9 protein-coding genes, 1 tRNA gene, 2 rRNA genes, 1 pseudogene and 1 other annotated feature (1 of these 14 cut by a window edge) are annotated in these 13,476 nt (G+C 58.3%); of the genes and pseudogenes, 1 reads left to right on the top strand and 12 read right to left on the bottom strand.

Annotation, left to right across the window (positions count from 1 at the left end):
- Positions 1-13: 13 nt before the first annotated feature.
- The 7 genes from FMA36_RS06245 to FMA36_RS06215 form a co-directional block, all read right to left on the bottom strand.
- Positions 14-733 (bottom strand): SDR family NAD(P)-dependent oxidoreductase, encoded by a 720-nt coding sequence (locus FMA36_RS06245; protein ID WP_240906495.1) that lies wholly within the window; start codon positions 731-733, stop codon positions 14-16.
- Positions 734-823: 90 nt separating this feature from the next.
- Entirely contained in the window at positions 824-2,470 is a 1,647-nt protein-coding gene (locus tag FMA36_RS06240) for a peptide ABC transporter substrate-binding protein (protein ID WP_159261597.1), read from the bottom strand.
- Between the two features lie 39 nt (positions 2,471-2,509).
- A complete protein-coding gene (locus tag FMA36_RS06235) occupies positions 2,510-3,835 on the bottom strand; it encodes an NAD(P)/FAD-dependent oxidoreductase (RefSeq protein ID WP_159261595.1) in 1,326 nt (441 codons plus the stop codon).
- Between the two features lie 36 nt (positions 3,836-3,871).
- Positions 3,872-4,870, bottom strand: a complete 999-nt coding sequence (locus FMA36_RS06230) for an oligopeptide/dipeptide ABC transporter ATP-binding protein (protein ID WP_159261593.1) — start codon at positions 4,868-4,870, stop codon at positions 3,872-3,874.
- Entirely contained in the window at positions 4,867-5,883 is a 1,017-nt protein-coding gene (locus FMA36_RS06225; protein ID WP_159261591.1) for an ABC transporter ATP-binding protein, read from the bottom strand. Before FMA36_RS06225 ends, FMA36_RS06230 begins: the two co-directional genes overlap by 4 nt.
- A complete protein-coding gene (locus FMA36_RS06220) occupies positions 5,880-6,761 on the bottom strand; it encodes an ABC transporter permease (protein ID WP_159261589.1) in 882 nt (293 codons plus the stop codon). The genes FMA36_RS06225 and FMA36_RS06220 overlap by 4 nt, the downstream gene beginning before the upstream one ends.
- Positions 6,758-7,705, bottom strand: a complete 948-nt coding sequence (locus FMA36_RS06215; RefSeq protein WP_159261588.1) for an ABC transporter permease — start codon at positions 7,703-7,705, stop codon at positions 6,758-6,760. Before FMA36_RS06215 ends, FMA36_RS06220 begins: the two co-directional genes overlap by 4 nt.
- Before the next feature lie 236 nt (positions 7,706-7,941).
- On the opposite strand from FMA36_RS06215, the gene FMA36_RS06210 reads away from it, so the two are divergent.
- A complete protein-coding gene (locus FMA36_RS06210; protein ID WP_159261586.1) occupies positions 7,942-8,724 on the top strand; it encodes an IclR family transcriptional regulator in 783 nt (260 codons plus the stop codon).
- Between the two features lie 235 nt (positions 8,725-8,959).
- Here FMA36_RS06210 and FMA36_RS06205 read toward each other — a convergent pair.
- The 5 genes and pseudogenes from FMA36_RS06205 to FMA36_RS06185 form a co-directional block, all read right to left on the bottom strand.
- A protein-coding gene (locus tag FMA36_RS06205; RefSeq protein WP_159261584.1) for an IS3 family transposase occupies positions 8,960-10,194 on the bottom strand; the annotation gives its coding sequence in 2 pieces (ribosomal slippage) (positions 8,960-9,900 and positions 9,900-10,194; 1,236 coding nt in all).
- Positions 9,791-9,907 (bottom strand) — a sequence feature (AL1L pseudoknot). It overlaps the preceding gene by 117 nt.
- A gap of 50 nt (positions 10,195-10,244) precedes the next feature.
- Positions 10,245-10,760, bottom strand: a pseudogene (locus FMA36_RS06200) (DUF7986 domain-containing protein); the annotation flags it as partial.
- Between the two features lie 247 nt (positions 10,761-11,007).
- Positions 11,008-11,084 (bottom strand) — tRNA-Met (locus tag FMA36_RS06195).
- A gap of 20 nt (positions 11,085-11,104) precedes the next feature.
- Positions 11,105-11,220, bottom strand: a 5S ribosomal RNA gene (gene rrf, locus FMA36_RS06190).
- Positions 11,221-11,334: 114 nt separating this feature from the next.
- Positions 11,335-13,476, bottom strand: a 23S ribosomal RNA gene (locus tag FMA36_RS06185); it runs 597 nt beyond the window's last position.

Here is a 13,476-nt window from a genome sequence, read left to right as displayed (position 1 = left end):
TGACTTCTTTTCATCAGTAAAGATCCTCTTCCTGACAACTGATGCAAAGTTCAGCGATATTGGCTGTATTGGGCATATCCAGTACGGAACTGACCAGCATCGCAATGTCATCTGCCTGCGTCATGCTGTTTTCATCACGGCCTGTTATGCCACGCGCCATATCCGTTGCGACAAAACCGGGGCAAACCACCGTCGAGCGCACGCCATCAGCCCACCCCACCCGTTTAATTCCGTGCGACAGCGCAACCACCGCGTGCTTCGTCATGGCATAAGCACTTGATCGTGCTGATTTTACGCGCTTTCCCGATAAGGATGATACAATGACGACACGCCCTGCCCCGCTGCTGACCAGATGCGGCCAGGCCGCCCGCACAAGCCTGACGGGTGAGAGCACATTGATCTGGAACATATGCTCCAGCGCCGCGTCCCCTACATCCAGAAACGACCCCTGTGTCATGATCCCGGCATTGGCGATCACTGCATCAATACGTCCGTAATGTGCATAGGTCTTTTCAGTCCATTCCTGTTCTGATTCAGGGCGGTTCGCGTCAAACGGACACACAAGGTGTGGCGCCCCGAGTTGCAGCACATCCGGATTACGCACGCCCGCACTGACGGACCATCCATCCGCTTGCAACCGCGCCGACAATGCCGCGCCGATTCCACGATTGGCACCGGAAATCATCACCACACGGCCTGTTTTCATTTCCGTTTCGCCCTGCTTTATTGTCATGTCATGCTGCAGTCATGTTCGTTATATGGGGCGTATGAAATTTTCATGTCCATCGACCTTTCCATTAAATATTGATGTTGAAAATACCAATTACATCCACTGCCATTCATGAACATTCCAGCATGTGGAACGGACATTGATATTGGGCCGACAACCGGACAGGCTGGTTTTCTTCCCCTCTATCGAAACAACCTGGAACAGGGGCGCCACGGGCAGTTCCCGACGTAATGCCTCCTGTACCTGATCGTATATTTCTTTCCTTTTTGTTGTATCCAGGGTCATGTTCCCCATATGCAGAAGGTGGTCCACCTCCCGGTTTTCATATTCAAATATGTTCTGGCCCGCACCGTGGTGGGCTGGAATATTTCTGCTGTCGAAATACGATCCACATGCGGGATCGGCTCCTAGCATGTAATCAACGGAGGACAGGGCCGTATCAAATTCAGACATGATCCAGTATTCTCCCCACATGACAGCAGGCGGCATGTTGCGGATGTGCATCCGCATGCCAATATCCGCCAGGTTTTCCTGAAATACTTCCTGCGTCTGCTCACGCAACTGGTTGCCCGATGTCGTGGAATTAGTGAATTCCAGCCGCACCCCCTCTTTTTGCAGGATGCCATCGCGCCCCTTTTTCCAACCCGCATCCGCCAGGATATGCCGGGCCTGTGCCGGATCAAACACATGTGGGGGCAGATCGGGGTTAAAATATGGAGATTGTCGCGGCAGATAGGATTCCGTGGATTCCAGAATGTCCTGATACAGGTATTTACGCACACTTTCCTTATCAAGAGCCATGTATATGGCGTTGCGCACGGCCTGTTCCTGGAACTGCGGCCGCCCCGTATTGAAAATAAATCCTTCGAGAAAAGCCTGTGGAATGGCGATGATCTGCCGCCCGGGGATCTGCAGGGCCTCATGATAACGGTTGGGCGGGATTCCCTGCATGCCGATATAGTCGATCGCTCCGACCTGAAACTGGGTAAACATGACCGTCAGGTCAGGGATATAGGAAAACGTGACGTAATCGAGTGCGGGCCGTACTCCATAAAACAGGGGATTCGCCTTCATTACGATCTTTTCCCCCGATAGCCGCTGCTCCCACTGGAAGGGGCCGGTTCCCACCGGATGTTCGGCAAAATGGCTTTCGGACCATTTTTCAACTGATTCAAATTTGTGACGCGGTACAATGAAAGTATTGGCGACAATGGAATGAAGCGGGGCAAACGGCTTGTTCATATGCCAGCGAATTTCAAACGGGCCAGTCTGCTCCACACGCTCCATGTATTCATATCCCTGCCGGCTGAATGCAGGGAATTCCGTGTATTTCAGCAACGCAAGGGTAAACATGACATCATTGGCGGAAAAAGGTCGCCCGTCGTGCCACCGCACGTTCTCACGCAGGGGAATGGTCCAGACCAGACCATCTTCGGATACCAGCCCGTTTTCCTGCGTCGGCACCACACGAGCCAGTTCCGGGCAAAGCCGGGCCTTGTCGTCAATGGACCATAGGGGGCTGAACAGGTTCAGATAGATCCCTTCATCAACCTCGATATGCGGCAGAAGCGGATTGAATACCGTGGGTTCCTGTGAAATGCCGATGACGACCTGGTTTTTTCCCGCGGCGGGCCCATCCGCAGCCCGTGCGGGCCGGGGCAGCACCACTGCCGCCGCTGCCGCCGCCCCGCCACACAGGAAACGACGCCTGCCAGGAGAAAAATTACGGTTCTCACTCACGAATGATATTCCAATTGCTTCTCTGGATGCCAAAAACCCTTAGAATCCGCCATCAACGACAATGGGTGAACCATCCGTGAAGCGACCGATACGGAACGGATGCGGGTCAACCACGGGGGTTGCGCCGGTCGCGATTTCCGCGGTCAACCGCCCGGCCCCCGGCCCGATCCCGAAGCCATGGCCGGAAAAACCGGTGGCAAGGGTCAGGCCCGGCAACTGGGGCACCGGGCTGATAATGGGAACCGCATCGGGCATCACGTCGATCATGCCCCCCCAATACTGCAGCACATACAGCTTGCCTGCGTTGGGAAACATGGATTGCAGCGTCGCCACGGCCGCACGCGCCTTGCTAATCGCAGGCGTGGGATCAAGGGTCCGCACGGCCTCGAAAGGGGATGGCATGTCCAGCGGCCAGTGCCTAGGCGTCATCAGTTCCGTCAGGAACCGGTTGTCCAGGCGCGGCTTCACGGTCTTGCGGTCCGCCTTGAACGCAGGCAGATATTTCACCATGAACCGCAACAGGTCGGGCACGACCGGTACATTCAACCCCGTGGAAGGCGCGATATTGTAGCCTCCGTCCTCACGCTTGCGGTACGCGACATCACCAAGATAAGCCGATGTTTCCGGCAGCCCTTCAACCGGCGCCGTACGGGCAACCGAGGAAAGAACCTTGAGCTGTGGAATCGTCACCCCGTAATTTCCAAGGAACAGCCGCGACCACGCACCGCCCGCCAGTACGACGGATGATGTTTTGATAACCCCTTTCTCCGTCACAACGGCGCAGATACGCCCACCCTGGCGGTCCAGCCCGCGTACCGCGCAATTGGTTACGATCTTGGCGCCCAGGTTACGGGCGGCGGTTGCAATGGCCGGGGCGGCCTTCTGCGGTTCGGCGCGTGCATCCGTCGGGTTGTACAGAGCCGAACGGAACGGACGCGCAAGACCCGGCAGCACCTTGCGGATTTCATCCCCGTCGATAATGCGCGAACCGATCTGGTATGGCATGGATTCTTCAACCCAGCGGTGATGACGCGCCTGATCCGCTTCGGACCGGGCAACGGACAGAACCCCGCAGATCTTGAAGCCGGTATCGATATTGTCCGCGGCAAACCCCTTCCAGATACGGAAGCTTTCCAGCATCAGCGGCAGTTCACGCCAGTCACGGCCGTTCTTGCGCACCCAGCCCCAATTACGGCTGGACTGTTCGCCGCCGATATATCCCTTTTCGCACAGAGCAACCGACAGGCCCTGCCTGGCCAGGAAATAGGCCGTGCTGACCCCGACAATGCCGCCGCCAATAACAACCACGTCGGCCTGGGCAGGCGGAACGGGATCCGTCTCGATAGAAGTCACTACTGGTCCCATGATGACAACAGCCTCCTATTATATTGTTATTCCTGCTCAGATTCCTGGAAGTTCCAGGTCCTCGCGGTGACAGGCCGACCAGTGGCCGTCCTCGAACAGTCGCAATGTCGTGTCAGTCCGGGCGCACACTTCCACCGCCCAACGGCATGACATGCGAAAAGGGCACCCATGATCCATGTCCTGTCCCGCTGCGATCCTTGCCGGAACGACTGCGGAAGAGGCGGTGGCCGCCCGGCTCCCGATACGGGGAATGGCCTGCAGCAGGCTGGCGGTATAGGGATGGCGCGGCCTGCTGAACAGTTCGGCCGTCGGGGCGATTTCAACAATCCGCCCCCGCAGCATGACCGCCACCCGGTCACATACCAGCCCCATGGCCGTCAGGTCATGGGCGATAAAAAGGATTGTCAGGCCCAGTTGATCGCGCAGGTCCAGCAACAGGTTGAGTATCTGCGCCTGCACGCAGACATCCAGCGCCGATGTCGCTTCATCCGCCACGACCAGCGAAGGCCGCAGGATCAGCGCGCGGGCGATCCCGATGCGTTGCCTCTGCCCGCCCGAAAACTCCTGCGGGTAGCGATGCAGTATGTCCTGCGGCAGCCCGACCTGCGCCAGAATCTGGCTGATCTGTCCATTTACCGGACCATGGCGCGCCACCAGTTCGGGATGGAGCCGTAGCGGCATGCTCAGAATCTGGTGGACCGTATGTCGCGGGTTGAAGGCGAAGAGCGGGTCCTGAAAAATCATCTGCATGCGCGCGCGCAATGGGCGCAGGGCCTGCATTGTCATGGCCGACAGTTCACGGCCTTCCAGCATGACCTGCCCCGATGTCAGGGGAAGCAACTGAAGGACAAGGCGGCCCAGCGTCGTCTTGCCCGATCCGGATTCGCCCATTAGGCCAAGGATTTCACCTTGCCGCATGTCAAAGGACACATCGCGCACGACATGGCTTTTGCTCCCGGGCCTGCCCCATGAGACGGCGTTCTGATAGACCTTGTTGAGGTTCCGGACCGACAGGACCGTATCGGGCTGCGTCATGCCTCGATCTCTTTCCAGCGATTGCATCGCACCAGATGGTCCGTATCAACCGATTGCAGCACGGGCATGGCAGTTTCGCATTTGATGGCGTCCGCATGGGCGCAACGTGGCGAAAAACGACATCCCCTTGGCCGCTCGGCAAGACCGGGCACATTGCCCACGATGGTGTTCAGCCGCCTTTGCCCCTGATGGATCATCTCCACTGTGGGCAGCGCCTCAAGCAGGGCGCGGCTGTAGGGCATGATGGGCCGGCTGAAAAAGCTGCCGGCTGGCGAATTCTCAACAATCTGCCCGGCATACATCACAATGATCCGGTCCGCGATGCGCGATGCGACGGCAAGGTTGTGGGTGATGAAGATCACGCTCATGCTGGTCTGTTCACGCAGGCGCATGATCAGGTCCAGCACCTGGGCCTGCACGGTCACATCCAGCGCGGTGGTGGGTTCATCGGCGATCAGGAGTTCCGGTTTGCCCGCCAGCGCCATGGCGATCATGACACGCTGGCGCATGCCACCGGAGAGTTCATGCGGCATGCGGTTCATGCAGGCATCGGGCTGGTTGATGCCAACCGCATCCAGATAGTCGATCGCCTGCCCCCAGGCCACCACGCGCGAGACGGGATTATGGCAGCGCAGGACCTCGACCAATTGGTTCCCGATGCTGAAAATCGGGTCCAGGCTGCTCATAGGATCCTGAAAGACCATGCTGATCCGACGGCCACGGATGCGGTTTCGGGCCCGGCGCGACAGTTGCGGCAGGTTGAGCCCAGACTCGCCCTCCTCCTTGCCATGCAGCACGATCTCTCCGCTGACCCGTGCGGAAGGGGGCAGCAACCCCATCAGCGCCAGCGAGGTTACGCTTTTGCCGGAGCTGCTTTCCCCTACCAGGCAGACAATCTCGCCGCGCTGGACGCTGAAGGATACATCCTCGACCACGGGAGGTACGACCGCGCCACGATTGCGGCCAAAGCTTACGGAAAGACCGCTTACATCCAGAACGGTATCGCGCGTCATGCCTGGTCCCTCTTCAGGCCCAGACCATCGCGCACCGCTTCCCCCACGAAACCGATCGCGGTCACCGTCAGGGTGATGGCGAGCCCCGGAAGAATCGCCAACCACGGATCCGAAACCAGGTATTCCTGCGCGTTGTTGAGCAGGCTGCCCCAGCTTGGGTCCGGCGGCTGTACGCCATAACCCAGATAGCTGACATAGGCTTCCAGCAAGATGGCGCGCGCCAGGTTCAGCGTGGATGTCACCGTGACCACGGGCAGTACATTGGGCAGAATCTCGCGCATGATGATATGCCACCGCGTCGCCCCCATGCCGATGGCGGCGGCGACAAAATCCTTCTGCATCAGGGTGCGGGTCTGGATATCCGCGACCCGTGTCGTTTCCGTCCAGATCACGAAGCTGATGATGATGATGATCGTCGAAACCGACGGTCCCATGATCGACGCCAGCGTCAGCAGAAGGAAAATCGCGGGGAAGCATAAAGTCAGGCTCACGATGACCCGCAGCAGCCACCGGACCGCCCATCCCCCGATGCCCGTGCCCGTCAGGATCCCCGCGAACATGCCGATGGTGGCGCTGATGGCGGTGGCCGTCAGCCCGACTTCAAGCGAGGCGCGCCCCCCCATGAGCAGCCTGGCCAGGCTGTCGCGCCCGATTTCATCCGTGCCCAGCACATGCCCCCCCGAAAAGGGCGGCAGGAAATGATGCTGCAGGTCGATATGGCGCGCATTGTACGGCAGCACCCACGGCCCGACCATGCATGCCAGGACCATGGCCACAACGAACACCAGCGAGACATTGGTAACGGGGCCACCCCTTTTGAGCAGGGACCATACCTGCATGTCCATGATGCCGCGCGGCCGACGCAACGACACCATCATAACGCCAGCCTCGAATCAATGGACCGGTAACAGGTTTCCGCGATGATGGCCGCGACAATAACGCAGATCGCGCTGGACATGAGGATGCCCATCACGACCGGGTAATCGCGATACTGCAGGGAGTCGAGGAACAGCCGACCGATCCCCGGCCAGATGAACACCGTCTCCGTTATCAGCGTCCCGCCCAGCAGTGCCGGCACCTGCGTGCCCAGCACCGAAATCATGGGCAGCATGGCGTTGCCCAACACATGCCGGCCATAGACACGCCATGCGGGCAGTCCCATGGCCAGGCCCGTGCGAATATAGTCGTGTCGCAGCACATCCTCGGCAAAGGCACGCATATAGCGGCACCAGACCGGCACCATGACCGTTACCAGCACCGATACTGGGAGTACAAGGTGACGGACACGGTCCATGAAGGATGATGTGCCCGGCGAGACCATTCCACCGGCAGGCAGCAGGCCGAAGCGAATTGAGAAAACATAGATCAGGACAAGGCCGATCCAGAAAGTGGGCGCCGAATAACAGACCATGCTGAAAACTGAAATGACCCGGTCCACGATCCGGGCCGTCGTCAGCGCGCCCCACAGCCCCAGCGCCGCGCCAATAGGGAAGGAGATCAGGATGACAATGGCCACGAGTTCCGTCGTTGCCCCCAGATGGGTCGCGATGACATGCGTGACCGGTTGCTGGTCACGGTAGGAGCGGCCCCAGTCGCCCAGAAGAATGGCCCCGAGCCACCGCAGGTACTGCAGCCACAAAGGCTGGTCCAGGCCCATCTGGTGCGCGATTGTCCGCAGGCGTTCCTGCGTCATGCCCGGCGCCAGCGCGAACTGTGCCAGCGGGCCACCGGGCGCAAGACGCAGAAGCGTGAATCCTGTCATGGAAACCGCCACCAGCAACCCCACGCTGCCGACAATATGCCGCATTACAAGACGGAGCATACGCCTCTCCTTCGGCGGTCATGGATCATGAAAAGGCACGATGGACCCTTCCCTGTTTCCAGGACGTAAAAGCGTGAACGACCTGCTGTCATGACCATTTTGAGCAACATGTCCCTCCAGGCAGCAAATCCCTTTCTGCCGGTCAGAGCAGGATGGGAAAAAATGTTGCGGTCGATCAACAACTTTCGCCATAATTTAAGGGCAGTCTCTCCACTATTCCGAATAGTGAGTTGAACATGAATTTGGACAAGAATGTTTCAGGAACGATCCAGAAGGCCATGCGCCTGCTGCAAATTGTTGAAAATGCAGGAACAACGGGCCTTGCCCTGGCCGATATCGTTGCCCGCAGCGACGGCCTTGCCAAGACAACATGTCATCGCCTCCTCGCCTCGCTCCAGCGTGGAAAACTGATCGAGCAGGTACCACAAACACGCCGTTACCGCCGCGTCGGCACCGGCATGGAGTTTGTCCGGCTTTCCCATTCCACCGCAGTTCACACGCGTGAATGGAAACGCATGATCGCCTCGCTGGCCGTAGCGGCGGGGGATGCGTTCTTTCTGTTCCGTCGGCAGGGCTTTGACGCAATCTGCATCGATGCCTGTTTTGGCAGTGACCAGACACCCTCCCTCTGCCGTGGCGTGGGCGGACGGATACCCATAGGGGCAGGCAGCGCCTCGCTCATGCTGCTTTCCGGATGCATGGAGTCGGAACAGGAACAGGTCCTGAGCCACAACACGCCATATCTACGTGATCATTACGCCTACTGCCCACGCGAGACGATGGCGCGCGTCCAGCGCGCCCGGCAGGATGGGTTTGACCAGGAGCACGGACAGTTCATTCCCAATATCGGGGGCATGTCGGTGCCGGTGCCGGTCACGCGGGGATCGGCCTCCCTCGCCCTGGGGGTTTCATTCTACCTGTCGGAACATACGACAACATCCTGCACATTGCTCATGCGGCGCCTCACCCACGCGGCACAACGTTTCCAGGAACTGCACGGCATGGAACAGCCGGCATAACGCAGGCCCGCCAGGTTCCGACCAACTGGCGGGCTGACCATGATACTGGGCGGCCGCATTCCCAACTGGACGGCAGGGTACCTGCCCAAATCGGCAGACAAGGGTCTGGAGAGGCACGTCACCAGCGACGGCACTCAACTACAGAAGGTCGGATGCCGGATATCCGTAGGGAAAAACCGTAAATTACGCCTGTATGAACTGCCCCGGGTTTACCGGAGAGCGATTTGTTCAGCGCTCAGGCTGCGATATCAAGTCTGCTCTGATCTGCATAGAAGGCGCGTTCGGCTTCGGCGGGAGGCCTGTAGCCAATTGGTGCCAATAGGCGTCGATTATTATACCAGTCCACCCATCTGAGTGTTTCCCATTCGACCTGCACCATGGATTTCCATGGCCCCAGATGATGGATAACTTCGGCCTTGTATAAACCGTTGATCGTCTCCGCCAGTGCATTATCGTAACTGTCACCGACCGTGCCGACCGAGGCATCGATGCCAGCCAGCGCCAGGCGTTCGGTATATCGGATCGACAGATATTGTGATCCACGGTCCGAATGATGGATCAGCACCTTATTTCCTGCAGGCTTTCGTTGCCAGATGGCCTGTTCAAGGGCATCGAGCACGAACTGGGTGGTCATGGAGGTCGAGACCTTCCAGCCCACGATCCTGCGGGCGAATACATCAATGACAAACGCCACATAGACCATGCCATTCCGGGTCTGGACATAGGTGAAGTCCGAGACCCGGAGCTGGTTGGGAACCTCGGCCCGGAACTGCCGGTTGACCCTGTCATCGGGACAGGGACGCGCCGTATCCGGACGGGTCGTGATGACCTTCCTGCCCCGGATCACCCCCTTCAGGCCCATCTGCCGCATCAGGCGCTCGACAGTGCAGCGCGCGACCTTCCGTCCTTCGCGCTGCAGGCTGTGCAAGACTTTGCGCGCACCATAAACATTACGGTTGTCGTGCCAGATCCGACGGATATGCGCCATCAGATCCCTATCACATTGTGCTCGTATGCTGGCTCTGGCCGGATCTCTCGCTATGGCCGCCTGATGATAAAACGTGGAAGGGGCAATCGGCAGAACGCGACAGATTGGCTCGACCCCATAATCGGTACGACAGGCTTCAATAAACGCGATCATTTGCGAAACGGGCGGTCGAGCTCCGCCTGCGCAAAATAAGCCGAAGCTTTCTTGAGGATCTCATTGGCCTGACGCAGTTCACGAACCTCACGCTCCAATGCCTTGATCCGTGCCGTCCCGGCTGTGGTCGGTCCCGGTTGTGCACCAACATCTCGCCGCGCCTGCTTCCACCAGTCGTGCAGGCTGTCTCCCGAACAGCCAAGCTTGCCACCAATCTCCCGACAGGCTGCCGAAATGCTCGGGTAATCCGATCGATGTTCGTCCAGAAGGCGCACGGCGCGCTCACGGAACTCAGGCGAATAACGCGATGTTTTCTTCTTCTCTACCATAGGGTTCATCCTCCGAGAGTTTTACTCTCCGGTAAACCCGGGGCAGTTCACTCACAGGCGCCCCGTGAACAGGCGAGCAGTCCACCTGCCAGAATGGTCTTTCCATTGGACGGTACAAGGCGCGCTGCAATCCGGTCCCACTGTCTGAGTGTCCGGGTGGCGGTGCCTTCATGCACGAGAACAGGCTCGCCACCCCGCAGCAGGTCACGCGCCGTGAAGCTCTGGCCGGGTCTGATGTCCGAGACTTCATACAGGCTCATGACCGAAGCCCTGAGCGCACGCATATAGGCGCTGTTGCGCGGCCCTTCCTTCCAGCCCCGGCGTTTCAGATAGACGTCAACGATGTTCCGACCATCGTCCCGGTCCTGCCCGAGAAAATCCTCGAAGGCACAGCCCCACAGTGTCATGGCGACGTCGGGGCCGATCATCTCCGCCAGATCCTCGAACGTGATGTCGCCCGCTTCCAGCGCCGGACCGATGTGATCGCCGAGCACTTCCGCGAAACAGTCCTGCCAGTCATCCTGACCGAGATATCTGATCAGTCCCGTGAGTTCGTCTGCGGCCATGAGGCTTTCCTGCTACTCCAGTTATGGACAGCAGAGGGGAGACTGTCCTGACTCGACAGGGCAGGATCATACCCTGAAACAGGCGACGGGATGCCCCTCCCCACTTTCACGCATTTGTGACCTTCGACAAAAATGCGCCGGATTACCTTTCCGTCTGTTTCCTATGTGTTTCCTGCGGTGGTTTTTGAACACAAAAAAAGCCACCCTTAAGGGTGGCTTTTCTCTTGTCTTTTCAGACACTTATATATGGTTGCGGGGATAGGATTTGAACCTATGACCTTCAGGTTATGAGCCTGACGAGCTACCGGGCTGCTCCACCCCGCGGTTGTGGGGGAGACTGGAAGACCTGGCGGCGACCGACTTTCCCGTGCCTTAAGGCACAGTATCATGGGCGCTGGGGGTTTTCACGGCCGAGTTCGGGATGGGATCGGGTGGATCATTCCCCGCCATGGCCACCAGGTCATCCAGTCTCCCCGGTATGGGGTTGGACTGGAAGTGGATGGGTTGGTGTGTATGATTTTGTGTTGAGAGTGGATGACTGCTGTGCATGTGTGTTGCCCTTTTAAGGGGCCTTGGAATGAGCCTATTGGGCGATTAGGACCAGTCAGCTGCACGCATTACTGCGCTTCCACACCTGGCCTATTGACGTGATGGTCTATCACGGCCCTTGGGGAGACCTTGTTTTGAGGTGGGTTTCCCGCTTAGATGCTTTCAGCGGTTATCCCGTCCACACTTAGCTACCCGGCTGTGCCGCTGGCGCGACAACCGGTGCACCAGAGGTATGTTCATCCCGGTCCTCTCGTACTAGGGACAAATCCTCTCAAGTCTCCAACACCCACGGCAGATAGGGACCGAACTGTCTCACGACGTTCTAAACCCAGCTCACGTACCACTTTAATCGGCGAACAGCCGAACCCTTGGGACCTGCTCCAGCCCCAGGATGTGATGAGCCGACATCGAGGTGCCAAACCTCCCCGTCGATGTGGACTCTTGGGGGAGATCAGCCTGTTATCCCTAGAGTACCTTTTATCCGTTGAGCGATGGCCCTTCCACGCGGGACCACCGGATCACTATGGCCGACTTTCGTCTCTGATCGAGCTGTCACTCTCACAGTCAGGCGGGCTTATGCCATTGCACTCGACAGCCGGTTTCCGACCGGCCTGAGCCCACCATCGCGCGCCTCCGTTACACTTTGGGAGGCGACCGCCCCAGTCAAACTGCCCACCATGCAGGGTCCCGGACCTGGCTAACAGGCCTCGGTTAGACATCAGAAACAGTCAGGGTGGTATTTCAAGGATGGCTCCACCGGAACTGGCGCCCCGGTTTCAAAGCCTCCCACCTATCCTACACAGAATGTCTCTGATGCCACTGCAAAGCTGCAGTAAAGGTTCATAGGGTCTTTCCGTCTGACCGCGGGTACCCCGCATCTTCACGGGGAATTCAATTTCGCTGAGCCGATGCTGGAGACAGCGGGGAAGTCGTTACGCCATTCGTGCAGGTCGGAACTTACCCGACAAGGAATTTCGCTACCTTAGGACCGTTATAGTTACGGCCGCCGTTTACCGGGGCTTCAATTCGGTGCTTGCACACCTCCTCTTAACCTTCCGGCACCGGGCAGGCGTCAGGCCGTATACGTCGTCTCTCGACTTCGCACAGCCCTGTGTTTTTACTAAACAGTCGCTACCCCCTGGTCTGTGCCACCCGCCGATGGTTGCCCACTGACGGGTCTTGCTTATCCCGAAGTTACGCAAGTAATTTGCCTAGTTCCTTCAGCATCGTTCTCTCAAGCGCCTTGGTATTCTCTACCAGTCCACCTGTGTCGGTTTCGGGTACGGTCTATATGCCAGAGCTATTTCCTGGAATACTCCAAAAGCCGGATCAATCCGATAAGACCCGACAACATATTGTATTCGTCACTTCTGGCAGGCCCGGGAATATTTGCCCGGTTTCCATCGACTACGGCTTTCGCCCTCGCCTTAGGGGCCGGCTCACCCTGCGCGGATTAACCTTGCGCAGGAACCCTTGGACTTTCGGCGACAGTGTTTCTCGCACTGTTTGTCGCTACTCATGTCAGCATTCGCACTTCCGATATCTCCAGAGAGGGTCACCCCGTCTCCTTCACAGACCTACGGAACGCTCCGCTACCGCGCATTCATAGAATGCACCCACAGCTTCGGCACGTGGCTTGAGCCCCGTTACATTTTCGGCGCAAGGTTTCTATTAGACCAGTGAGCTATTACGCTTTCTTTAAAGGATGGCTGCTTCTAAGCCAACCTCCTGGTTGTTTTGGAATCCTCACATCCTTTCCCACTTAGCCACGATTTGGGGGCCTTAGCTGGTGGTCTGGGCTGTTTCCCTCTCGACAATGGACCTTAGCACCCACTGTCTGTCTGCCGAGCTCATACTTCCGGGTATTCGGAGTTTGGTTAGGTTTGGTAAGGCTTTGGGCCCCCCTAGCCCATCCAGTGCTCTACCCCCCGGGGTAATACTCGACGGTCTACCTCAATAGATTTCGCGGAGAACCAGCTATTTCCGAGTTTGATTGGCCTTTCACCCCTAGCCACAGCTCATCCCCGACTTTTTCAACAGGCGTGGGTTCGGCCCTCCAGTGCGTGTTACCGCACCTTCAGCCTGGCCATGGCTAGATCACTCGGTTTCGGGTCTTCTGCCAGCAACTCGTCGCCCTGTTCAGACTCGCTTTCGCTGCGCCTACACC

The organism is Komagataeibacter xylinus, from assembly GCF_009834365.1.
Taxonomy (GTDB): domain Bacteria; phylum Pseudomonadota; class Alphaproteobacteria; order Acetobacterales; family Acetobacteraceae; genus Komagataeibacter; species Komagataeibacter xylinus_D.
The sequence above is the reverse complement of the archived record's forward strand: the minus strand, read 5'-3'. Positions and strand labels throughout refer to the sequence as shown.

What these genes read in the sequence shown, in the direction of transcription:
- FMA36_RS06245 (WP_240906495.1), bottom strand. Translation starts at nt 733, where the DNA reads ATGACAATAAAGCAGGGCGAAACGGAAATGAAAACAGGCCGTGTGGTG.
- FMA36_RS06235 (WP_159261595.1), bottom strand. Translation starts at nt 3,835, where the DNA reads ATGGGACCAGTAGTGACTTCTATCGAGACGGATCCCGTTCCGCCTGCC.
- FMA36_RS06230 (WP_159261593.1), bottom strand. Translation starts at nt 4,870, where the DNA reads ATGACGCAGCCCGATACGGTCCTGTCGGTCCGGAACCTCAACAAGGTC.
- FMA36_RS06225 (WP_159261591.1), bottom strand. Translation starts at nt 5,883, where the DNA reads ATGACGCGCGATACCGTTCTGGATGTAAGCGGTCTTTCCGTAAGCTTT.
- FMA36_RS06220 (WP_159261589.1), bottom strand. Translation starts at nt 6,761, where the DNA reads ATGATGGTGTCGTTGCGTCGGCCGCGCGGCATCATGGACATGCAGGTA.
- FMA36_RS06215 (WP_159261588.1), bottom strand. Translation starts at nt 7,705, where the DNA reads ATGCTCCGTCTTGTAATGCGGCATATTGTCGGCAGCGTGGGGTTGCTG.
- FMA36_RS06210 (WP_159261586.1), top strand. Translation starts at nt 7,942, where the DNA reads ATGAATTTGGACAAGAATGTTTCAGGAACGATCCAGAAGGCCATGCGC.